We start from the raw sequence: 23,887 nt of genomic DNA, 5'->3' as shown, positions 1-23,887 counted from the left end.
CAAGGGAAGCGTCACAGCCTTGCAACAGTCCGGGGAATTCGTCTTCGCGTCATTAAACGCAAGTTAACCCTGTGATTCTAATGGGCTAGGGATGGGCTGCTCCGGAGGCACTGGATTCGCTTGACGCGCCGCGCAAACCACACCGTTTTGCTGGGAATGGCGCTTGCGAGCGCCACGCTGGCGTTTGTCTGGTGTTCGGATACCTGGGCCGCGTCGGAAGTTTCCGCAGACAAACCAGCTGAGGCGTCGCTCCCTGTCGCCTCCGATATCCGCATCGCCGGCGACGAAAAACAGACCCGATTCATCCTCGATCTCGACCGCAAGGTGTCGGTGCGCGCTTTCACGCTGGCGGACCCCTATCGCGTGGTCATCGACATGCCGCAGGTCGCTTTCCACCTCGATCCCGGCGCAGGGACAGTGGCGCGCGGTCTGATCAAGGCTTTCCGCTACGGCATGGTGATGCCCGGTGGCTCGCGCATGGTGCTTGACCTCGCCAAGCCCGTGAAAATCAAGAGCGCCACGGCGCTGGATCCCGCCAATGGCCAGCCGGCGCGAATGGTGATCGAGCTGGAAGCCGTGGATCGCACGACCTTCGTGCAGGGGCTGGCGGTGGAGAACCGGCCAGAGTTGCGGCCTGGCATTACCGGCAGCGTGACGCCACCGCCGGTATCGACGGCCGTGGTGGCGAGCGCCGGACCTGCGACGACGACCGATACCCGCCCGGTCGTGGTGATCGATCCCGGCCATGGCGGCGTTGATAACGGCACCCAGGCGGGCGGCGAGAGCGAAAAGGGCATCGTGCTCGGTTTCGGCCTCGCGCTGCGCGACCGGCTCGAGAAACTCGGCAAGTACCGCATCGTGATGACCCGCGCGGACGATACGTTCGTCGCGCTGGATGATCGCGTGAAAATGGCGCGGAGCGCGGGGGCGGCATTGTTCGTCTCGATCCATGCCGACGCGCTGCCCAAGGGCGAGGGCGATGCGCAAGGGGCGACAGTTTATACACTGTCGGACAAGGCGTCGGACGCCGAGGCGCAGCGACTCGCCGACCTCGAAAACAAGGCCGATGCCATCGGTGGCGTAAATCTCACCGAAGAGCCGACCGAAGTCGCCGATATTCTCATCGATCTCGCCCAGCGCGAGACCAAGACATTTTCCGGCCGCTTCGCCCGCATGGTGGTCGGCGAGATGAAAGTGACAACCCGGATGCACAAGCATCCGCTGAAATCCGCCGGTTTCCGGGTACTGAAAGCGCCTGATGTACCGTCGGTGCTGATCGAGCTCGGCTATGTCTCCAACAAGGACGATCTGCAGTCGCTGATGTCGGAGAACTGGCGCTCCAAGACGGTGGGGGCGGTCGCCAAGTCCATCGACGGCTATTTCGCCAAGCACATGGTCTCGGCGGGCGCGAATTAATGAGGCCGTAGGATGGGTTGAGCGAAGGCGCGGTAGCGCCGAAGCGATAACCCATCGGCGGAGCCTGCCTGAATCGACAGAATGATGGGTTTTCGCTGCGCTCAACCCATCCTACGAGCGCAAAGCCCTAGTTTGGCCACAGCGCACACTCTATAAAATCCGTACCGCGGCCGGAGAATCGGCCACCGCTTCAGGTGGCTGTGGGCGTCTCTAGTCGTTTGATTTTAGCTGACTTTCGCCCCCGGCGGCTGCCATTTGTGCTATATGGCCGCACAGCGACTGAAACGGATCGTCTCAACATGCGTCTGCTCGTGCGGTTTATGGGGTTCTTGTTCGCCGCGGGAACCGTCGTGTTCCTTGTGGGCGTCGCGGCCGCTGCCGGCATGATCTGGCATTTCTCCAAGGACCTGCCGGATTACTCGCAGCTGCAGGACTACGAGCCGCCGGTGATGACCCGCGTGCATGCGACCGACGGTCAGTTGCTCGGCGAATATGCCAAGGAGCGTCGGCTCTATCTGCCGATCCAGGCGATTCCGAAACTGGTCGTGAACGCGTTCCTCGCCGCCGAAGACAAGAATTTCTACGAGCATGGCGGTCTCGACTACACCGGCATGGCGCGCGCCGGTCTGCTGTATCTGCAGAACATTGGCTCGAACCGTCGCCCGCAGGGTGCATCGACGATCACCCAGCAGGTCGCCAAGAACTTCCTGCTCACCAACGAAGTCTCCTTCGATCGCAAGATCAAGGAAGCGCTGCTGGCGATGCGCATCGAGCGGACCTATTCGAAGGACAAGATCCTCGAACTGTACCTGAACGAAATCTATCTCGGCCTTGGCGCCTACGGCATCGCCGCCGCATCGCTGGTCTATTTCGACAAGTCGGTGAACGAGCTGACCGTGTCGGAAGCGGCCTATCTCGCAGCGCTGCCGAAGGCGCCGTCCACGCTGCATCCGGTGAAGAACCGCGATCGCGCCGTCGAACGCCGCAATTATGTCATCGATCGTCTGGTCGAGAACGGCTGGATCAAGTCGGCCGATGCGGAGAAGGCGCGCAAGGAAACGCTGACCGTCACCGGCCGCGGCAGCCATGCCCACATTTTCGCCGGCGAGTATTTTGCCGAGGAAGTGCGCCGCGACATCCTCGAGCGCTACGGCGAGAAGAAGCTGTATGAAGGCGGCCTGTCGGTCCGCACCACGCTCGATCCCAAGATGCAGGTCATGGCGCGCAAGTCCATGGTCAATGGTCTCGTCAATTATGACGAGGCACGCGGCTGGCGCGGCGCGACCAACAAGATCGACATTTCCGGCGACTGGGGCGTGAAGCTCGCTGAAGTCAAATCGCTCTCCGACATTTCGCCGTGGAAGATGGCCGTCGTGCTCGACGTCTCCGACCAGTCGGCGCGCATCGGCTTCCAGCCCGGTCGCGAACTCGGCGGCGCCGTGTCCAAGGATCGCCAGACCGGTCTGATCTCGCTCGAAGGTGTGCGCTGGGCCAAGCCCGCGGCCGGTGCGACCCGCGGCAAGACTCCGACGGCGGTGTCGCAGGTGCTGGGCGCCGGCGATGTCATCTATGTCGATCCGCTGACCCAGAAGGATGGTTCGGTGATCGAGGGGCAATTCCGGCTGCGCCAGTATCCGGAAGTCTCCGGTGCCATGGTGGCCATGGATCCAAACACTGGCCGCGTGCTCGCGATGGTCGGCGGCTTCTCCTTCGACCAGAGCCAGTTCAACCGCGCCACGCAGGCCTATCGCCAGCCCGGCTCGTCGTTCAAGCCGCTGGTTTATTCGGCGGCAATGGACAACGGCTACACGCCATCGACGGTGGTGATCGACGCGCCGATCGAAATCGATCAGGGCTCGGGCAACGGTGTCTGGCGTCCTGAGAACTATTCGACCGGCAAATATTACGGCCCGACCACCATGCGCAACGCGCTGACGCGCTCGCTCAACACCGTGACGGTGCGTCTGGCGCAGGATGTCGGCATGCCGCTGATCGGCGAATATGCCAAGCGCTTTGGCGTTTACGACGAACTGCCGAATTATCTGTCCTACGCACTCGGCGCCGGTGAAACCACCGTCATGCGCATGGTCACGGCTTACTCGATGTTCGCCAATGGTGGACGCCGCGTGAAGTCGACGCTGATCGATCGTATCCAGGATCGCTATGGCCACACCATCTTCAAGCACGACCAGCGCGAATGCCGTGGCTGCGAGGCGCCGGAAGGCTGGAAGAACCAGCCCGAACCGCAGCTCGTCGATCGTCGCGAGCAGGTGATGGACCCGATGACGGCCTATCAGATCACGTCGATGATGGAGAGCGTGGTGCAGAGCGGCACCGCGACCGTCATGCGCGAGGTCGGCAAGCCGATCGCCGGCAAGACCGGCACCACCAATGACGAGAAGGATGCCTGGTTCGTCGGCTTCTCGCCGGATGTGGTGGTCGGCATCTATGTCGGCTACGACAAGCCACGTAATCTCGGCCGCGGCGGCACCGGTGGTGTGCTGTCGGCGCCAATCGCCAAGGACTTCATGAAACTGGCGCTGGCTGACAAGCCTGCGGTGCCGTTCAAGGTACCGGCCGGCATCAAGCTGATCCGTGTCGATGCCAAGACCGGCATGCGCGCCGGTCCGGGCGATACCGGCCGCACCATCCTCGAAGCCTTCAAGCCGGGCACGGCGCCGCCGGACAATTATTCGGTGATCGGCGTCGCCGATGGTGGCGGTGCGCAGCAGATTTCGCCGGATACGGATCGCACCTTCATGCGTCCGGGAACCGGTGGGCTGTATTGATCGGTAAACACAGTCCCTCATCCTGAGGAGCGGCCACTTGGCCGCGTCTCGAAGATGGCCGCAAGCTCAGAGCCAAGCGATCTCATGGTTCGAGACGGCGCTTTGCGCCTCCTCACCATGAGGGACGGAGCAGAGACGGGTTGAATAAGGCGGGCGCGGCGGTTACACACGCGCCCAACCAAACGGAATTTTCATGCGCGCTGAAATCGAACGCCTCGTAGAAGAGATTGAGCAGTCAGTCGGGCTGCTGAGGAGGCATCTTTGACGTCGATGCATCCACGGCACGACTCGCAGAGCTGAACGCTCTCGCCGAAGACCCCAATCTCTGGAACGATCCCCAGAAGGCTCAAAGACTGATGCAGGAGCGAACCTCGCTTGAGGATTCGCTGCAGGGCATCGGCAAGGTCACGCGTGAACTCGACGACAATGTCGAGATGATCGAACTCGGCGAGGCCGAGGGCGATGCGAGCATCGTGACCGAAGCCGAAAACGCGCTGAAGGCCTTGAAGAAGGAAGTGGCGCGCCGCGAGCTGGAAGCGCTGCTGTCTGGCGAAGCCGATCGTTTCGACACCTATCTCGAAGTCCATGCCGGCGCCGGCGGCACCGAGAGCCAGGACTGGGCCTCGATGCTGTTGCGCATGTATACGCGCTGGGCTGAAAAACACGGCTTCAAGGTCGAATATCTCGAAGAAACCCAGGGTGAAGAAGCCGGTATCAAGTCGGCGACCATCCAGATCTCCGGGCACAATGCCTATGGCTGGCTGAAAACCGAGGGCGGCGTGCATCGTCTGGTGCGCATCTCGCCTTACGACTCCAATGCTCGTCGGCACACCTCGTTCTCGAGCGTCGCGATCTTCCCGGTTGTCGATGACAGCATCAAGATCGACATCGCCGAATCCGATGTCCGCGTCGATACGATGCGGTCGGGCGGCGCTGGCGGTCAGCACGTCAACAAAACCGAGTCCGCCGTGCGTCTGACGCATATTCCGACCGGCGTTGCCGTGGTCTGTCAGGCCGGCCGCTCGCAGCACAAGAACCGCGCCCAGGCATGGGACATGCTGCGTGCGCGTCTCTATGAGATCGAATTGAAGCGCCGCGAAGAGAAGGCCGCCGCCGATCAGGCTGCCAAGACCGATATCGGCTGGGGTCACCAGATCCGCTCTTACGTACTGCAGCCGTATCAGATGGTGAAAGACCTTCGCACGGGCGTGCAGACCTCGGACACGTCCGGCGTGCTCGACGGCGATCTCGACGAGTTCATGGCCGCGACCCTGGCCCAGCGCGCCTTCGGCACCACGCCGGGCGCCATTGACGACGTGGACTAAACTCCGGCGACTGCGGCGTCTTGAAACAGAGACGTCGCAGTTCGTTCGCTTTCCTTCCGTATCTCCCTCGATATCATCCCCGTGCCGGAACATGACCGATGCCGCTGGATTGTCCCGGCGCGATCGCTCGTGGTGGCGTCAAATCAAGGGGTATGGGCATGATAAAAATCTTTCCAGTTCTCGCGATCGGCGTGGCCTTGATGGTCAGCGGCTGCGGCCGCGATCCCGGACCAAAGGGTGATCCGGGCGCGCAGGGTCCAGCAGGCCCACAGGGCGCGCAAGGCGTCCAGGGTGTGCCGGGCGCACAAGGGCAGGTCGGCGCGCAGGGGCCGCAAGGTCCGCAGGGCGCGCCAGGCGCCAAAGGCGAGAAGGGCGACAAGGGTGATAAAGGCGAGGCGGCTCCGGCCTTCCGCGCCGTGCAGGCCGATGGCGCGGTCACATGCGATGCGAGCGAGACGCTCGTCTCGGTACTGTGCCCGAGCGGCGGTGCACCGGACGGCGTGAAATGCGCGACGACGCCGACTGTCGGACTTTGTTTGAAGAAGTAGCTTGAGGTCGTAGGGCGGATGAGCCGAAGGCGTCATCCGCCGGCCGACTTCATGGTTCAAACTCCGCGGCGGATGACGCTTCGCTCATCCGCCCTACGTTCAACCCTTGCCGTCGCGTCGCCCGAATGATGGTGGTGCCGAGATCACCAGATAATACTCGCAGGCGCGCGTGGTGCGGTTCTCGAACCAGTGTTCGACATCCACCTCGAAATAAAGCGAGTCGCCTTCGTCGAGCACCGTCTCCGTGTCCTTGGTCTTGACGGTGACCTTTCCACGTGTGGCCAGAACATGTTTCGATGTGCCAGCGGGGTAGGCGGGCAACTCACCTGTCGAGGTTTTCGGCGGCAGGTGATGCAGCGCGACTTCGACGGACATTCCCGCCATCACCGGCGACAACAGGAAGCGTTCGAAGCCGGTTTCTGCGTCACGGAACACCGGCCGCTGGTCCTTGCGTACGATTGCAAAGGCGCGTCGCGGCCCGTCATCGTCTCCCATGAGAGACGAAAACGAGGTGTTGAGGGCCAGCGCAATGCGGCGAGCGACGCCGATGGTCGGGCTCTTCTCGCCGCGCTCGACCTTGGACAGCATCGCCCGGCTGACACCGGACTGTTTGGAGAGCTGCTCCAGCGTGAGTTCGGCTTCTTCACGCAATGTGCGGACCCGATCGCCGAATGCGCGGCTGACGGGGTCTTCACGTACGACCGTCCGTACCGCTGCCTTCGCCATATCGCGTGTCGCTCCATCCATAATAAAATCGATTCTACTTTAGGCTCGGTTTTGCGCGATGTCACATCCTGCGGGCCGAAATCAGTGGCGTCGGCTGCATGATCTTCAGGACTCGACGGCGTTAAGAGACGATTAGTCGCGTCTTCTAAAGAGGAAAAATGCGGAACCGGCCGCTTGCGTAAATCTCCCATCGAAGATAATCGTACCCATAGGAGACGCGGCGCGCCAGCCGCCCCAAAAGCGAATATCAGGAGGAAACCATGCACCTTGTCACATTCAGGCACGAAGGCCGGCTGACCGTCGGTATTGCGGACGAGGCGCTTTCTAAAGTCCAGCCGCTGCCGGCCACCGTCGCGCCGGACATGCTCACCCTGATCGCAAACTACGATAATCTGAAGGACAGCATTGCTGGTGCTGCCGGCGCAGCGCTGCCGATCGCCGGCCTTGAGCTGTTGGCTCCGATCCCGCGCCCGGCGCGAAACGTCTTCTGCGTCGGCAAGAACTATTTCGAGCACGCCAAGGAATTCGCAGGCAGCGGCTATGACTCCTCGGCCAAGGAAGTCGTGCCGGAATATCCTGTCATCTTCACCAAGCCGTCGAGCACGGTGATCGGGCAGGGCGCCGCGATCCCGCAATATCTCGATACGACCGACAGCACGGACTATGAGGGCGAACTCACGGTGATCATCGGCCGCGGTGGTCGTGGCATCAAGAAGGCCGACGCGCTCAAGCATGTGTTCGGTTACACGATCATCAATGACGTGACCGCACGCACGCTGCAGCACCAGCATCGCCAGTGGTTTATCGGCAAGGGCATCGACGGCTTCTGCCCGATGGGCCCGGCGATCATCACTGCAGACGCGATGCCGGATCCGACCAAGATGCATCTGAAGACATTCGTGAATGGCGAGCTCCGCCAGAACGCATCGGTCGCCGATCTCGTGTTCGACATCCCGACCCTGATCGAGACGCTCTCCGCCGGCATCACGCTGGAGCCCGGTGACGTCATCGCAACGGGCACGCCCGCCGGCGTCGGCCTCGGTTTCACCCCGCCGCGCTTCCTGAAGAAGGGCGATGTTGTGACGGTCGAAGTCAGCGGCATCGGACGGCTGGAAAATCCGGTCGGCTGATCGCCTGACGACCGCAATCAGGACGTATGGGGCGATCTCCGCCCCGTGCGCAAAACCCGCAAGCTTCGAGAACTCCACTTCTTATGGGAGTGGTACGTCCATCGACACACGCATCAGATGTGTTGCCGAATACAATAAACGGGAGATAACCATGAAGCGCCGTGATTTCCTTGCAGGCCTTGGCGGCCTGTCGACCCTTGCCTTGACCGGCCAGACTGCGCATGCGCAGGAAGCCTGGCCCAGCAAGAATATCAGCATGGTCGTGCCATTCCCCGCAGGCGGGCAGGCCGACATCGCTGCGCGCCCGATCGCGAACTACATGCAGAAAGTACTCGGCAAGGCCGTGATCATCGACAACCGCAGCGGTGCCGGCGGATCGCTCGGCAATGCGACTGTCGCACGCGCAGCGCCTGACGGGCACACGCTGCTGATGACGCTGTCGTCGCTCGCGGTGCTGCCGGAGTCGGATCGCATCTATGGCCGCCCGGTCGCTTACGAAGTCGATCAACTGCAGCCGGTGGCACGCGTGCTCGCGGATCCCACGCTGTTCGCCGTGCCGGCCAGCGCACCGTGGAAGACGATCCAGGAATTCGTCGCCGATGCCAAGGCGCGTCCTGGTGCGATCTCCTATGGCTCGTCTGGCCCTTTCGGTACGCTTCATGTCTCGATGGAGATGTTCGCGCTCGCAGCCGGCATCAAGATGCTCCACGTGCCGTATCGCGGCGCAGCACCTGCTGTCAGCGATCTTATCGGCGGTACGATTCAGGCGCTGGCCTCGGCCCCGGGCACGCTCAAGCAGCATGTCGATGCCGGCACGCTGCGCGTCCTCGCCAATTTCGGCGGCGAGCGTCTTGCGGCCTTCCCGGACCTGCCGACCTTCAAGGAGATCGGCTATCCCGATGTGGAGTTCTACATCTGGGCCGGCCTGTTCGCGCCGAAGGGGATGCCCGCGCCGGTCTTGACGAAGCTGCGTGACACCATGCGGGACGCGATGAAGGATCCGGAAGTGACCAAGGTCTTTGAGGCAGCCGGCAACATGCCCGCTTATCAGGACTCGGAAGCCTTTGCGGCCTTCGTGGCAAAGGACAGCGAACGTCTCGTTGCCACAGCCAAGAAGATCGGCAAGGTTTAACGAGACATGATCGTAGGGCGGATGCGCGAAGCGTCATCCGCCGGCCGATTTGATGGTGGAAACTCTGTGGCGGATTACGGCTTCGCCTCATTCGCCCTACGGCTTTTCCATCGCTCGTATCCCGTCGTAAACCGGCCGTTGTCCCGCTCACCGCCGTGCCATGCGGCGGTGACGGTGCCGTCGCCGGCTACCATGAATACCACGTCGAGCCCCGCCGAGCGGCGCAGGGTTTCGACGGCCTGTTGCGGCGTCTGCGCGATCGGACCGGCGACATTGAACGACGTGTTGACCGACAGCTCGACGCCGATATGGCGTCCGAGCGCTTTCAGATACGCGTGCGTGAGTGGATCGTCCTCGGCACGGACGATCTGGATGCGGCCGGTGCCATCAGCATGAATGACCGCCGGGATTTTTTCACGCGCATGCGGCCTCGATTGCGCCGTCAGCACCATGTAATTGTAGGCGTGGTAGTCAGCGTCTGACGCGCCATCCAGCAGATCGAAATATTCCAGCGCCGCTTCGCGGGTCGCCATCGGTGCCAGCGGGCGGATGGCTTCGCGATATTTGACGCGTTCGTTGAGACGTTCGCGCGTGGCTGCGTCGCAGGGATTGGCGAGGATCGAGCGATGACCGAGCGCGCGGGGGCCTGTTTCGGCCGCGCCCTGGTAAAGCGCGATAATGCTGTTTTGTGCGACGAGATAGCCCATCAGATCGGCGACGGCGTCGAGGCCGTCTGACGTCGAGATCTCGCCGATGATCTTTGAGTTGATGTCATCACCCCTGAGAACGGCTGCAATGTCCTGCGCCGCCGGTGCATCGCCACAATAGAACGCATGCGTCATCGGTGCACCCCGCGGCGCGCCGATGAGGTGCGCAAAGATCCAGGCCGCGCCGATGGTGACGCCGGGGTCGCCGGGCGTCGGCGGCATCCATAGATGCAGGCGCGTCTTGCGGCCTTGCTCGCGGGTGAACCACGCCTCGTCGAAATGTTCGAGCAATCGCATATTGCCGAGTGCGTTGAGTGCGACGCCGCCGGTCAGCACGACGCGATGTGCGGCCGTCTTGCGCAAGAGACCGGCGACGACATGGATCATCGCATCCTCGAACACCAGCTGCGTTGCTGCGGCCTTGTCGAGGCGATCCTGGGTATCGGGCCGGTGCTGGATGTCCTCGACGCGCAGCACCGCATCGGGATTCCACAATTGATCAGGCTTCAGCGGCGGGCCGAGAATGTCGATCAGCGGCTGCTTGTAGGGATGGTCGAACGGGTCGCAATACCAGTTGCCCACGGCGCGATTGAGCTTGATCTCGCCGTCAGGGCCGAAGTCCAGCACCTCGCGCAGGCGCGCATAATAGGGGTTGCTGGCGCGATCCATATCCCCCCAGGCGGCAGCGCCCATATAGCGGCCCTCGCTGGAGAGCCATGTCCAGCCGCCCTGGGTGGAGGAGATCACGCTGTAGAAAGCGCCGAGGGAGTCGAAGACACTGTCGTTGCAATACAGTTTCGTGATCGTGCCGCCCTGCGCCACATAGGTCGAGACCGAGCCAAGATCGCCGGTGCCGTCGAGCACGGCGATTGCCACGGGCTCGTCATCAGGGAAAGGCGAGGCGGCAAACGAGAACCATGCATGATTGTCGTGATGCGGCATCATCAAGAGCGGGACGCGCGCGGACAGGCCGAATTGCTTGCGCAGCAGCTTTGGCGTCCGCGTCATCTGTTCGAGGCGCTTGGCATCGAAGCTGACGGAATTTTTCGTGCGTAGCAGTTTCAAACCGTCGGGAAACTCCTCCACGATGCTGCGCACCAGCGTGCCGACGAGATCAGGATAATCCCAGCTTGTCAGCCACGCATCGATATCAGTGACGTCTTTGCCCATCGCGCGGAGCGTGCCGCGCATCGCATCCAGCGCTGCGCGTGGATATTGCGTGGTATGCTTGTCGCCGGAGAACCGCTCTTCTTCATTGTTGACGATCAGGCGCGGGCCGTGGTCCTGCGTGACCTCGACCAGCGCAACACCGGAATTGTGCGTGCCGGGCAATCCCAGGCCGGCGAGATAGACGGTTTCGCCGCGCGCCAGTTTGGCACGCAGTTCATCAATGCGACGAACCGTGAAGTGGCTGTCATTGGCGTGAAAGCCTGCCAGCGACATCACCCATGTCGTCAGCCGTCGCGTGGCGCGGAAGCAGAACCGGCCGAGGCGGGGATAGCGGGGACCAATGCGTCGGGGGGATGTCACGCGGGCGACCTCGATGGGTTTCGATGTCGCTTCAATCACATCGCGGGCAGGCCAACAATGCCCGTCAGTGTCTCAGCTGGCGCTGAGACGAACGCCTGCGCGCAAGAACTTCTGCGGATCGACGGCCTCGCCATCGATGCGGGTTTCATAATGCAGATGCGGACCGGTGGAGCGGCCGGTGGAGCCGACCTGGCCAATCACCTGGCCGATCTTGATGGTGTCGCCGACCTTCACCTGGATCACCGACATATGGCCGTAGCGGGTCGAAAGGCCGTTACCGTGGTCGATCTCGACCATCTTGCCGTAGCCGCCGGCATAGGCTGCGGAGACGACGCGGCCATTGGCTGTGGCGCGGATGGGATCGCCGGTGGAGCCGCGGAAATCGAGGCCGGCATGCATGGCCGGGCGGCCGAGGAACGGATCGCTGCGCACACCGAAACCGGATGAGAATTCGACGGTGCCGACGACGGGCTTGCGATAGGGCACCTGTGCCATGGTGCGATTCAGCTTGTCCATCTGCGAGCGGGTGAGTTGCAGGCGATAGAGCTGGCGCTCGAACGGGTCCGCATTGGCTGAGAGTTTGACCGGAATATACGGCCCGCCCATCCCGCCACGCGGTGCGGCGGCCTCCAGCTTGGCCATGTTGAGGCCGAGATCCGCGATGGCGCCGCGCATGCGGCGGACCTTGGAGTCGATGGCTTCTTCCGTCGAGCTCAAAGCCGCGAGCTGCTTGCTTTCGACGCGATCGAGCGAGGCCTGCAGGCGGTCGATCACATTGTCGGCGCCACCAAGCTTGGCGACCTGGGTCTGCGGCGGCGCTGCCAGAACGGGCGCGCGTGATTCCAGCCGCGCTTCGCGGTCCGGCGGTGCAACGAATGTGACGGTGTCGCTGATCGGCGAGGGCCTGGGCATCGAATTCGTGTCGAGCGATGCGCCGCGACCGGGAGCTTTCGTCGGCGGGATCGAACCGGTGACCGACAGGTCGGGCACACTGCCGAGCGCGCTGGCGCGGGATTCCAGCTGGTTCTGGCGACGCAGCACCTGTTCGAGCTTCTTGTCGAACTGCTCCTGATCCAGCATCTGGCGGCTGGTGGTGCGGTCGATCTTGGCGCGCAGCTCGGCGATGCGGTCCTCATAGGCGTATTGCATATCGGCCTGACGGGCGATCAGCTTGGTCAGCACGTCGTCGCGAAATGCGAAATAAGTGGCAGTGGCGGCCGACCAGGCGCCAAGCACGGTCACCGTGCCGACGACAATCCAGAACACCACGGGCCCGATACGAACCTGCTTGCCACGATGCGCGATCGTGTAGTCGCTCTGCCGTGTGGCCATGGAGGCTGGCGGCTTGGCGGGGGCGACGCGGCGCGGTTGAGGCCGTCCGTGGTCGTGAGCGTGGTGCTGAGGGTACTCGGCATATTGGACAGGACGGTTCGACATCAGCACTCCCGCGCCCGCCGGGAGACTCGTCGGCGGGCTCAACTACGGGAGGGATTTGAGCCGGGCATGGTTAATTCCAGCTAAATGACATCCATCAATTTGGAAATGGGTTAATGCCGCAATGTTTCGGCCAGCACCGCATCGGCGTGCCCGTCCACTTTCACATTGCGCCATGCCTTGATGACCTTGCCGTCGCGGCCGATCAGCACCGTGCTGCGAAGAACACCTTCGAACGCCTTGCCGTACAACTTCTTTTCGCCCCATGCGCCATAGGCCGTCAGCATCGTCTGCTTGTCGTCCGAGAGCAGCGGCATACCGAGTTCGTATTTGTCGCGAAACTTCTCCTGGGCCTTCAGCGGATCGGCGGAGACACCGAGCACGGCGGTGTCGGCAGTCTCGAAGTCGGCGGCAAGGCGGGTGAAGTCGATCGCTTCCTTGGTGCAGCCGGGGGTGCTGGCGCGTGGATAAAAGAAAATCACCAGCTTGCGACCTGCGTAGTCCGACAGGGCGACGGTCGCGCCGCCATCGCGCGGCAGCTTGAAGGCGGGCGCCTTCTTGCCCTCCATCGGGTCAGTCGTCGCCGTTTTCGCTGCTTTGGCCATTGAGCCGTCCCTTCGTCATCCGCGTTTCGTATGGCCGTCTTATCTGAGGCTGGCGAACGGCTCCATGGTCGAAATCCGGCGTCGGTGTTGCGACGAGGCGGATGGCCGCAGCGGGACGCCATCCGGGCCATTGATCCGGGTGCGCGGCAGGTCATCCGACTGTCCGGCTTTCGAGGGATTCTCGCGCAATTTCTTGCACATACGCCTTCCTTTCGTCGCTTTCGGACGGTCACTGTGGTTGAATTGCAGGCGTGCTTCGCGGAGCCTCCGGGGTGACGGTGCGGTGCAAAAGCACTGGTCGCGCTGTATGCTGACCAAAGGATTCGAAACGATACACGTTGCCCGCGCCCATAGGTTTTCCATCGTGGGCTGCAACGACCACGACGAGCTAGTATTCACATTCGGGATTGGCAGTCCTGCCGGCAGTTGGGCGTTCGTCACAGATCGATGCAAACTGTCGGTAGCGATCGATCTCGCAATCAGCGCCACCCCTGAGAGGCCCGGCACCTAGAGGACATGGCAAAGAGCAAGCCACCCGCAGCGCCTCGTCCGCGCGCCGATGACCGGTCCACGCAGTGGGACGATTCCGAATGGGATCGCCAGCACTATGCGGCTGGCCATGACCGTGCGCGTAAATTGCTGTCGCCGAAATCCTCGATCTGGCACCGCCTCGGTGATCGCTTCCGGTCGCGCGGCGGACATCGGCCCCGCGGTCGTTGGGGTAAGCGCATCGTCACGGTCTTTGGTGGTCTGTTTATCGTCTCTGCCGTCTGCTTCGCGGTGTTGTGGTGGCGGCTCGGCGCCGGCCCGATCAATTTCGACATGGCCACACCATGGCTGGCAGATGCGATCCAGGACAATATCGGCGAAGGGAATACCGTCGAAATCGGCGGAACCCAGATCGAACGCGCTGGCCGCGTCCGCATGGCCGTGCGCATTCGCGACATCGTCGTGCGTGATCGGGACCGCGCCGTCATCGCCAGCGCGCCGAAAGCCGAAGTGAAGATTTCCTTCGCGTCTGTTCTGATGGGACGCATGCGGGCCGAGAGCCTCAATCTGGTCGATGTCGCGCTCGCCGTGCGCATCACGCCGGACGGGCAGGTGACCGTCTCGACCGGCACTAATGAGAGGCCGATCGCCACCGGCATGGCATCGCCACGCGTGCCTGGTGCCTGGCTCGGTCCGGCCAAGCAACCGGAACTCACTTTCCCGCGCCAGCCGCAGCCGCCAGTCGTGCAGGTTCAGCCGGCACCGGGCGCGACGCCTGCGCCGCGCGAGGCACCCTCGGGCATTCTCGCCGGTCTCGACTGGCTGGATACGCTGACGCTGTCGGGGCTTGATGGCCAGAACCTCAACGAGGTCGGTCTCAAGAATGGCCGGCTCGTCGTTGATGACCAGCAGCGTGGCAACAAATGGGAGTTCAACAACATCTCGCTGAGCCTGCGGCGGCCGAGCGGCGGCGGCGTCGCGCTCACGGTCGGCGAGGGCGGCAAGGCGCCGTGGTCGCTTGGCGTCAATATCGGCGCCCCCAGCAACGGCGTGCGCTCGGTTGATTTGAAGGCGGACAAGGTCTCGACCAAGAACATCCTGCTGGCGCTGCGGATGAAGGATCTCACTTACAGCGCCGATATCCCGCTGACGGGCGAACTCAGGGGCGAGATCGGCCGCGATGGGGTGCCGACCTATTTGCGCGGCAAGCTGACGGCCGGCGCGGGCGATATCATCGACAATGATACGCCCGACTATCCAATGCCGATCGACAGCGCCGAGATAAGCTTCGAATGGGACGCCGGCCGCCGCGTTTTGCTGGCGCCGTTCAAGGTCATTTCAGGTGCAAACCGCGTGACGCTGCTGGCCCATGTGGAGCCGCCGAACGGTACGTCGAATGCGTGGCAGGCAGGTTTGAGTGGCGGCACCATCGTGCTTGGTGGCCGCACGCCCAGCGAAGCACCACTGATCTTCAATAACATCTCCATTCGCGCCAAATTCGATCCCGACAATCGGCTGGTGTCGCTGACCCAGGCCAATATCAGCAATGGTGAACTCGGTGTCGCCGGCACCGGCAGCGTCGATTACGCGGGCGAGCCGCGGATGAAGCTCGGCTTTGCCGGCACGCCCATGAACGCCTCGGCGCTCAAGCGCATGTGGCCGATCCTGATTGTGCCCGAGGTGCGCGAATGGGTGATCGAGCGTATCGAGGCGGGCAATCTGCAGCGCATCGAGATCGGCGTGAATTCGCCGACCAAGAATCTCACGCGTCGCGGTCCGCCGATTCCGGATGACGGTCTGAATGTGTCCATCATCGCCAATGATGTCTCGCTGCGACCGGTGGACGGTTTGCCTGCGGTGCATGACGGTGATCTGCGCGCACGGATTACCGGCCGCACCGCAACGGTGACGATCAGCCAGGCCAATGTGGATACGCCCGGCGGCCGCAAGCTCAACCTGAGCGACGTCGTATTCGAAGTGCCGGACATGGCGCCAAAGCCGTCGCCGTCGCGCATCCGTTTCAAGCTCGACGGACCCGCGCCCGGCGTCGTCGAGGTGCTGAATTCCGATCGCTTGAGCGAAGCCTCCGGCAACATGCTCGATCCCAATGCCATCAAGGGCAATGTGACCGCACAGGTCGCCATGGGCATGCCGATCCAGCACGAACTCACCAAGGCTGACACGACCTACAACGTAACCGCCGATCTCAAGGATTTCTCCGCCGACAAGCTGGTGATGAACCAGAAGGTCGAAGCCAATACGCTGAAGATCGCCGCCAACAATCAAGGCTATCAGGTCCGCGGCGACATCAAGATCAACGGCCAGTCGGGACAACTCGATTATCGCAAGCCGACCGAGGGCGATGCGGATGTGCGTCTCAGCGCGACATTGGACGATGCCAGCCGAGCACGCATGGGCGTCGATCTCGGTACTGCCGTCGTTGGCGCGCTGCCGCTGAAGTTGAACGGCAAGATCGGCAGCGGCGATCGTGACAGCAAGTTCAATATCGAAGCCGACCTGACGCCCCTGAAGCTCGACAATCTGTTGCCGGGCTGGGCCAAGGTTGCCGGCAAGTCGGCGAAGGCTGCGTTCAATGTGGTGAAGAAGGGGGACTCGACGCGTCTCGAAGACATCACGGTTGATGGCGCCGGTGCCACGATCAAGGGATCGGTCGAACTCGATCAGAATGGCGATCTGGTCAACGTCAATTTCCCGACCTATTCGCCCTCCGAAGGCGACAAGACCTCGATCAGGGCCGAACGCGGCAATGATGGTGTTCTCAAGGTCACCATGCGGGGTGACGTGTTCGATGGGCGCGGCTTCCTGAAAGGCGCGATGTCTGGCGGCAAGGAACCGGACACCAAGAGCAAGGCCAAGACGGTCGATTTCGATATCGACGTCAAACTGGGCGCTGTCGCAGGCTTCTATGGCGAGGCCGTGCGCAGCGTCGATGCCAAGGTCTCGCGCCGCAATGGTACGATCTCGAAATTCGCGCTGACCGGCAAGCTGGGCCGTGACACACCGCTCACGGGCGACATGCGCGGCAAGTCGCAAGGCGCCGGGCGCGATGTCATCTTCATCGAAACCAACGATGCTGGCGCGTTCCTGCGCGTGACCGACACCTATTCGAAAATGTTCGGCGGCCAGCTCGCGCTGGCAATGGACACGCCTTCCACGGACACCCGTCCGAAGGAAGGCCTGATCAATGTGCGCAACTTTACGGTCAAGGGTGAAGCGTCGCTCGAGCGCGTTGCTGCGTCCGGTGGTCCGCCCGGCGCGCAGAACAGCGGCATCGCGTTCACGCGCTTACGCGCGGAATTTGTCCGGCAGAACGGCCTCATGACCGTGCGCGAAGGCCTGGTGCAGGGGCCATCGGTCGGTGCGACCATCGAGGGCAATATCGACTACAACGCCAATCAGGTGCGCATGAGCGGCACCTTCGTGCCGATGTATGGGCTGAACAATATGTTCGGCCAGATCCCGGTGGTCGGCCTGTTTCTAGGTGGCGGCAGCAATGAAGGCCTGTTCGGCGTGACCTATGAAGTCGTCGGTACGCCCGGGGCGCCGGTACTGCGCGTCAATCCGCTGTCGGCCATCGCACCGGGAATTACGCGAAAGATTTTCGACTTCAGTACAGGCAAGCAGAACAACTCTGTCGAGTTTCCGAACCAGAACAATAATAGCAATTGATCGCGCAGCGTCGGCAGGCGCACGAAGTCAGTCAGCTATTTGAAGTCTCAGTCTTGAAGCGCTCGATGCATGCCAGAATTGTCGCTGCGGTTTCGGGCCGCCGGTTCAGGCACCGCGATGTTGGGCCTGCAACGACGAGCGACAGCCGTCGGTGATTGACCGGCAGGGGCACTGCGACGCCTGCGAGATCTGCAATATATTCTGCCGAACTCTGATGGTAGCCGCGCGTGGCCGCTTCATTGAGCGATGTTTCGATTGCCTCAACTGAGCAAGGTGTCGTGTCCGAAAACGGCTCGAACCTGATCTTCCGATAGATCGCGCGCCGTTCTTCGGGCGTTTGCTGCGCGAGAATCGCGCGGCCGACGGAGCTCGCATAAACGGGGACCCGATCGCCGATTTGTGCGAAATAGCGCACCGAATGTGAGCATTCGACCACATCGAGGAAGATCGCGTTGGTGCCCGCGAGTGCGGCGATGGCAGTGGTCTCGCCGGTCTTGTCGGCGATCTCCAGCACCAGCGCATGCACGGCGTCCGGCAGCGGCTCGGCTTCGGCGACGGTGCGGGCGAGGGTGAGCCAGCGGGGGCTGGGATAATAGCCGTTGCGCGCGCGGGGCTCGTACAGCCAGCCTTTGTCGGCAATCGTGCCGACGAGATTGAAGGTGCTGGAGCGCGGCCAGCCGAGGTCGTCGGAGATCTCCGCCAGCGTCGCCGGCCGTTTGCGACGCGCGAAATACTCCATCAATTCCAGAACATTGGCTGCCTGCCTGACCAGCATCGAATTGGTTCTTCCCTGAGGGCAACCCGGCTTCTGGGCGCCTGCATCACTGCACGTTCTGGTTGGCTCCGTTACGCCAAATGGCCTTTGGAAGCCATCTGGACAGGTTCGGAGCGTCTTGACATCTAATTCATGTATAGGTCTTATGAATTCATAAACAAGAATTTTTGAGCGACGACGGGGTAGCCGCTGCGTCGCCGATTTCGGTCAGGGGAGGAATAATGACCATTCGCAGTACACTTGCCGTATCCGTGCTGGCGCTGTCACTCGGCGCTCTGTCGGCGCCGATGGCGTCGGCTCAGACGCCCGTGAAGCTCGGCGTGCTCGCCGACATGTCCGGCATTTTCTCGGATATCGGCGGCATGGGCTCGTTCGAGGCCACGAAGATGGCCGTCGAGGATTTCAACAAGCTGCCCGGCGCCGACAAGTTCAAGGTCGAGGTCGTCCAGGGCGATCCGCAGAACAAGCCCGACATTGCGCGTAACATTGCGCGCAAGTGGTACGAGACCGAAGGCGTCGATGTGCTCGTCGATATCCCGACCAGCGCCACCTCGCTTGCCGTTGCGCCGCTGACTGCTGAGCTCAACAAAGTCGCGCTGTTCACCGCATCGGGCACATCGGACCTTACTGGCAAGGCCTGCACGCCGAACTCGGTGCACTGGACCTACGACACCTGGGCACTGGCGCACGGTACGGCCGATGCCATGACCAAGGCCGGCGGTAAGGACTGGTTCTTCCTCACGGTCGATTTTGCGCTGGGTGCTTCTCTTGAACGCGATGCCACCGCGGTCATCAATGCCAATGGCGGCAAGGTGCTCGGCAGCATCAAGCATCCGACGGATTCCAACGATTTTGCGTCCTATCTCCTTCAGGCACAGGCATCGAAGGCCAATGTCATCGCGCTCGCCAATGCCGGCGGCGACACCATCAAGGCGATCAAGCAGGCATCGGAATTCGGCATCGTTCAGGCCGGTCAGAAGCTCGCGGCGATGCTGATGTTCATCTCCGACGTGCACTCGCTCGGCCTCAGCACCGCGCAGGGCCTGCAACTCACCGAAGGCTTCTATTGGGATCTCAACGACAAGACCCGCGAATTCGGCGAGCGCTTTGCGAAGCGCAATAACGGCCGCTATCCCAGCATGAACCAGGCCGGCGCCTATTCAGCCGCGCTGACTTACCTCAAGGCCGTCGCCAAGGTCGGCTCGCCGAAGGACGGCGTCGCCGTCGTCAAGGCGATCCGCGAGATGGGCACGTTCGACGATCCGCTGTTCGGCAAGACCACGCTGCGTGAGGACGGCCGCGTGCTGCACGACATGTATCTGCTGCAGGTCAAGAAGCCGGCTGAATCGAAGAAGCCCTATGACTACTACAACGTCGTGGCGACGATCCCGGCCGAGACCGCCTTCCGTCCGCTGAAGGACGGTGGCTGCCCGCTGATCAAGTAACGTCTCTTACTCCCGAGACTTAGGACTCCCAAGACTTGGACGCGCAGGTGCCGGTAACCCCGCGCTGCGCGTTCTTTTTTATCTTCGTAACCACCACAAGAAGGACAAAACCATGCGTCTCGCCAATAAACTCGCCGTCATCACCGCTGCCGCGTCCGGCATGGGCCGCGCCGGTGTCGAGCTGTTCCTCAAGGAGGGCGCGAAGGTCGCAGCGGTGGACGTCAATGCCGAGGCGCTGACGCAGCTCAAGGCCGACATGAAGGCCAAGGGTTTTGACCTCATCACCATCCAGGCGGATCTGTCGAAGACCGACGAGATGAAGAGCTCGATCGATGACGCAGCGACGGCGCTTGGCGGTGTCGATATCCTGTGGGCGCATGCCGGTACACCCGGTCCGGCCGGTGTCGAAAATCTCGACCTCAAGGCCTATGAATTCGCCATGGCGCTCAACGTCACGTCGGCCACAATCGGCGCGGGTGAGGTGGTCAAGCATATGCGCAAGCGCGGTGGCGGTTCGGTGATCTTCACGTCGTCGGTGTCGGGCATGGTCGGCTCGATGATGAGCCCGATCTATTCGGCGGCGAAGTTTGCCGTGGTCGGCCTCACCAAGTCGCTCTGCCAGACATTTGCGCCCGACCAGGTTCGCGTCAATGTGATCTGCCCCGGTCTTGCCGATACGCCGATGAAGCTCGGTTTCACCGGCCGTTCGGGCATCGCGGCTGAAGCTGCGGCCAATGAGACCAAGCTGCTCACCGCCGTGCCGATGGGTCGTCTGTGCAAGGCGGAGGACGTGGCGAATGCCGCGCTGTGGCTGGCGTCGGATGAGTCGACCTTCGTCACCGGCGTGGCACTGCCGGTGGATGGCGGCTTCACCGCGCGCTGATCTCCGCGACCTCACCAAACAAAAAAGGGCGCGGTCAGCGATGACCGCGCCCTTGGCTTTGCGAGAGTTGGATCAAGCAGCGCGAACGCCGGCCAGGAACGTGTTCACTTCGCCGGTGAGCTGCTCGGCCTGCTTCGACAGACCCGAAGCGGCGCTCAGCACCATGGTCGCGGCATTGCCGGTCTCATGCGCCGCATTGGTGACGCCGCCGATATTCGTTGTGACGTCCTGAGTTGCCTGCGCAGTCTGGGTGACGTTGCGGGCGATCTCGGCAGTCGCTGCACCTTGTTCCTCGATGGCCGAGCCGATCGTGGTGGCGATGGCGCTGACTTCCTCGATGGTCGTGGTGATGCCCTGGATCGCCTCGACGGCTTCCTTGGTTGCACCCTGGATCTGCGCGATGCGGGTGCTGATTTCCTTGGTGGCGCTGGCGGTCTGGCCGGCGAGGCTCTTCACCTCGGTGGCGACCACCGCGAAACCTTTACCGGCATCGCCGGCGCGGGCGGCTTCGATGGTGGCGTTAAGCGCCAGCAGATTGGTCTGGGCGGCAATGGTCGAGATCAGTTCGACCACGTCCTCGATCTGCTGCGCTCCTTCGGCCAGCGCACGGACGATGCTGTCGGTGCGGCGCGCGCTCTCCACCGCATGGGTGGTGATCTTGGCCGATTGGGCCATCTGGCGCGCGATCTCCGAGATCGATGATGACAGTTCTTCAGCCGCGGCAGCGACGGTCTGAACACGCGTGCTGGCCTGCGTGGCGGCGGTGGAGACCACGCCGGCCTGATCATTGGTGCGGGCCGCGGTGCCGGACATCGACTGCGCGGTGGCTTCCAGTTCGGTCGAGCCCGAAGCCATCAGGCCGACGAGCTGGCCGACCGAGGCATCAAACCTGTCGGCAAGCGCAATCAGCGCATCGCGCTTCTCGGCTTCACTGCGCTGTTCAAGCGCGGCCTGCTCGGCCTGCAGCGTGCGGGCGGTCAGCGAGGTCTGGCGCAGCATTTCCAGCGTCTCGGCCATGCGGCCGATTTCATCGCCGCGATCGGTTTCGGCCACGTTCTGGTCGAGGGCGCCATTGGCGATCTCATGCATGCGGGCCTGCAGGCGGCGCAGTGCGCCGAGGATGTCGCTGGCGATCAGCCAGGACAGCAAGGCCATCACGCCAAGCACGGCGGCGCCCAGCGAGCCGAGACGGATGAGCAGGGCGCGGAAGTCGGAGTCGAGGTCGTCGATATAGAGACCCGTCGAGAATGTAATGTCCCAGGGCGCGTAGTGCCGGGCAAAGACCATCTTTGCCGTCGGCTCGGTCTGGCCAGGGCGCGGATAGAGATAATAGGTCGTGCCGCCATTCACGCTCTGCTTGCCGGCGTCGATGATCGCTTTCGAGATCAGCACGCCGTTGGAATCCTTGGCGCCGGTGAACTTGTCTTCGAGCTTGGTATTGCCGGCATTCACCAGCAACACGCCGTCAGGCTTGTAGGCGACGAGATAGCCCTGCTTGTTGCCGAAGAACATGTTCTTGGCGAGCTGGCGATATTGCATCTGAGCGTCGGCCAGCGTCAGCTTTCCGGCGGTGATCTGCTCCTGCATGCTCTCCGCCATGCCGACCATGAGATCGACGCCGGTGTGGAGCTGCTCCATGCGGTCTTCCTGCATGCGCTTCTGACTGAGCGATGCAGCGACTGCGATGACGGCGCAGATCGACGCGGCGGAGACCAGCACCATGCTGGTGAGCTTGGTGCGGATCGTAAAACGGCTGAGCAAACTCATGGCGACCTCAAGGAAGGGCAGAACTGGCATTCTTGTACCAGCGAGTCGCTTATCAATCGTGAATCGTGAGGTACTCAACTTGTTCGCGCGGCGAACGCGGCCAATGTCAGTTGCGCAGCGCCGGCACAACGAGAAATGGGATCATGCCGAGCACGACGCTGATGAGCGCAAAGGCGAGCAGTGAGTTGTAGCTCTGCGTCCAGTCATGCAGAAGACCTCCGCTCCACGAGCCCAACGCGCCGCCAAGGCCGCTGCCGAAGGTAATGGCGCCATAAATCGTCCCAACGCGCTTGCCGCGAAAGATCTTCATCGCTGTTGCGGAGAGGAGGGGGCCGCGCGAGCCGATCATGCTGCCGAAGCAGATCACGAAGCCGGTGAGCAGGATGTAATTTGGATACCATTGCAGCAGCCACAGCATGGCGATGCCGAGCAGGGAGCAAGAATAGCTGAACAGGATCGACGGTCGCCGCCCGATCACGCCGTCCAGCCAGCTGATGCCGATCATGCCGCACAGGAGCGCGATGCCGCTGAAGCCCCATGCGGTCGCCGCCTGCAGTGGTGGAAAGCCTGCATCGACCAGATAGGCCACGACCTGTGGCGTGATGGCGTACATGCCGATGGCAGTGAAGAAGAACGTGCCGAATAGAGCCCAGAAGGCGTGATGGCGCATCGCCGACAGCAGCGTCCAGCCTTCGTCGATCAGATCGTCGCCGCCCTTTTGCTTCTCAAGATGCGGCGAGCCAGCACTGAACTTGCGCCAGGGGAAGAACAGCAAGGGCACCATCAGCGCAAGCGCCGCAAAGCCGAATACACGATAGGTGCCGCGCCAATCCAAATGATCGATCAGCAACTGGGCGAGCGGGAGCATGATGAGGACGCCGGCGCCGGTGGCCGAATAAACGACCGACATCGCCGTCGGCAGACGTTTGCCGAACCAGCGCCCCAGCATCAGTGCATTCGGCACATTGCCGATGCAGGCCACGGCGAAGCCGAAGCACAGCCCCATCGTGAGCTGAAATTGCCAGAGTTGTTGTGAATATGCGGCGGCGAGCAGGGAGCAGCCGAGCACGGCGAGGCCCGTCAGGAAAACCGTTCGGGGGCCCGACCGATCGAACAATCGCCCGACTAACGGAGACGACAGTCCGACACAGAGCGCCGTGAGCGAATAGATCGACACGACGTCGCCGCGATCCCAGCCGAAGGACTGCGACACCGGCAGCAGAAAAACCGTAAAACTCTCCTGTAGCCCGCGGCCAAACAGCGAGAGTGTAAAACAGAGACCGAGGACGGTCAGTCCCGTCCGTTGGGACGACTTCAAATCCATCGGGCGCTCTTCTTCCACGGCGATTGCGATGGCGTCATGGGACGCGCTTCGCTCGCCATGGACAAGTGCGCTGGATGAATACGGCTATGCAGAAGGCCGTAGGATGGGTTGAGCGCAGGCGCGTAAGCGCCGGAGTGATAACCCATCGGCGGAGCCTGCCGCAGCGAAAGGC

15 protein-coding genes and 1 pseudogene are annotated in these 23,887 nt (G+C 62.6%); 9 read left to right on the top strand and 7 right to left on the bottom strand.

Going from position 1 to position 23,887, the window contains the following annotated elements; all coding sequences use genetic code 11:
• Positions 1-120 precede the first annotated feature (120 nt).
• The 4 genes from AC1RQ5_RS18475 to AC1RQ5_RS18460 all read left to right on the top strand — a co-directional run bounded on the left by AC1RQ5_RS18475 (position 121) and on the right by AC1RQ5_RS18460 (position 6,078).
• Positions 121-1,416 (top strand): N-acetylmuramoyl-L-alanine amidase, encoded by a 1,296-nt coding sequence (locus AC1RQ5_RS18475; protein WP_493200858.1) that lies wholly within the window; start codon positions 121-123, stop codon positions 1,414-1,416.
• A gap of 299 nt (positions 1,417-1,715) precedes the next feature.
• Entirely contained in the window at positions 1,716-4,205 is a 2,490-nt protein-coding gene (locus AC1RQ5_RS18470; protein ID WP_398476567.1) for a penicillin-binding protein 1A, read from the top strand.
• A gap of 193 nt (positions 4,206-4,398) precedes the next feature.
• Positions 4,399-5,530 (top strand): peptide chain release factor 2 gene (prfB, locus tag AC1RQ5_RS18465; protein ID WP_493200856.1). Its coding sequence is split into 2 segments (ribosomal slippage): positions 4,399-4,467 and positions 4,469-5,530, totalling 1,131 coding nucleotides; the frame shifts between segments, so codons are not numbered across the junction.
• A 158-nt stretch (positions 5,531-5,688) separates the two neighbouring features.
• A complete protein-coding gene (locus tag AC1RQ5_RS18460; protein ID WP_398476563.1) occupies positions 5,689-6,078 on the top strand; it encodes a hypothetical protein in 390 nt (129 codons plus the stop codon).
• A 99-nt stretch (positions 6,079-6,177) separates the two neighbouring features.
• On the opposite strand, the gene AC1RQ5_RS18455 is transcribed toward AC1RQ5_RS18460, so the two are convergent.
• Positions 6,178-6,804, bottom strand: coding sequence for a helix-turn-helix domain-containing protein (locus AC1RQ5_RS18455; RefSeq protein WP_398476561.1), 627 nt, complete (start codon positions 6,802-6,804; stop codon positions 6,178-6,180).
• Positions 6,805-7,064: 260 nt separating this feature from the next.
• On the opposite strand from AC1RQ5_RS18455, the gene AC1RQ5_RS18450 reads away from it, so the two are divergent.
• Complete coding sequence (locus AC1RQ5_RS18450; protein ID WP_493200854.1) at positions 7,065-7,934, top strand: fumarylacetoacetate hydrolase family protein; 870 nt, start codon at positions 7,065-7,067, stop codon at positions 7,932-7,934.
• Between the two features lie 151 nt (positions 7,935-8,085).
• Positions 8,086-9,066, top strand: coding sequence for a Bug family tripartite tricarboxylate transporter substrate binding protein (locus AC1RQ5_RS18445; protein ID WP_398476557.1), 981 nt, complete (start codon positions 8,086-8,088; stop codon positions 9,064-9,066).
• A gap of 74 nt (positions 9,067-9,140) precedes the next feature.
• Here AC1RQ5_RS18445 and AC1RQ5_RS18440 read toward each other — a convergent pair whose 3' ends face one another.
• The 3 genes and pseudogenes from AC1RQ5_RS18440 to AC1RQ5_RS18430 all read right to left on the bottom strand — a co-directional run.
• A complete protein-coding gene (locus tag AC1RQ5_RS18440) occupies positions 9,141-11,303 on the bottom strand; it encodes a carbamoyltransferase C-terminal domain-containing protein (RefSeq protein WP_493200853.1) in 2,163 nt (720 codons plus the stop codon).
• 72 nt (positions 11,304-11,375) lie between these two features.
• Positions 11,376-12,740, bottom strand: coding sequence for a M23 family metallopeptidase (locus AC1RQ5_RS18435; protein WP_493200851.1), 1,365 nt, complete (start codon positions 12,738-12,740; stop codon positions 11,376-11,378).
• Positions 12,741-12,850: 110 nt separating this feature from the next.
• Positions 12,851-13,330 (bottom strand): annotated as a pseudogene (locus AC1RQ5_RS18430) (peroxiredoxin); the annotation flags it as partial.
• Between the two features lie 528 nt (positions 13,331-13,858).
• Between AC1RQ5_RS18430 and AC1RQ5_RS18425 the strand changes: the two are divergent.
• Positions 13,859-17,521, top strand: a complete 3,663-nt coding sequence (locus AC1RQ5_RS18425; RefSeq protein ID WP_493200849.1) for a YhdP family protein — start codon at positions 13,859-13,861, stop codon at positions 17,519-17,521.
• Positions 17,522-17,552: 31 nt separating this feature from the next.
• Here AC1RQ5_RS18425 and AC1RQ5_RS18420 read toward each other — a convergent pair whose 3' ends face one another.
• Positions 17,553-18,296 (bottom strand): IclR family transcriptional regulator, encoded by a 744-nt coding sequence (locus AC1RQ5_RS18420; protein WP_398476548.1) that lies wholly within the window; start codon positions 18,294-18,296, stop codon positions 17,553-17,555.
• 221 nt (positions 18,297-18,517) lie between these two features.
• Here AC1RQ5_RS18420 and AC1RQ5_RS18415 point away from each other — a divergent pair, with 221 nt between their 5' ends.
• Both AC1RQ5_RS18415 and AC1RQ5_RS18410 read left to right on the top strand, forming a co-directional pair.
• The gene (locus AC1RQ5_RS18415; RefSeq protein WP_493200847.1) at positions 18,518-19,741 is read left to right on the top strand and encodes an ABC transporter substrate-binding protein; all 1,224 of its coding nucleotides are present in this window, start codon (positions 18,518-18,520) and stop codon (positions 19,739-19,741) included.
• A 112-nt stretch (positions 19,742-19,853) separates the two neighbouring features.
• Positions 19,854-20,624, top strand: coding sequence for an SDR family NAD(P)-dependent oxidoreductase (locus AC1RQ5_RS18410; RefSeq protein WP_493200845.1), 771 nt, complete (start codon positions 19,854-19,856; stop codon positions 20,622-20,624).
• 72 nt (positions 20,625-20,696) lie between these two features.
• On the opposite strand, the gene AC1RQ5_RS18405 is transcribed toward AC1RQ5_RS18410, so the two are convergent.
• Together AC1RQ5_RS18405 and AC1RQ5_RS18400 are read right to left on the bottom strand one after the other, a co-directional pair.
• Positions 20,697-22,391, bottom strand: coding sequence for a methyl-accepting chemotaxis protein (locus AC1RQ5_RS18405; protein WP_398476541.1), 1,695 nt, complete (start codon positions 22,389-22,391; stop codon positions 20,697-20,699).
• 106 nt (positions 22,392-22,497) lie between these two features.
• On the bottom strand, positions 22,498-23,715 hold the full coding sequence (locus tag AC1RQ5_RS18400) for an MFS transporter (protein WP_398476539.1): 1,218 nt from the start codon (positions 23,713-23,715) through the stop codon (positions 22,498-22,500).
• Positions 23,716-23,887 lie beyond the last annotated feature (172 nt).

It is taken from the genome of Tardiphaga sp. GW821-FHT12E02, from assembly GCF_058807155.1.
The sequence above is the reverse complement of the archived record's forward strand: the minus strand, read 5'-3'. Positions and strand labels throughout refer to the sequence as shown.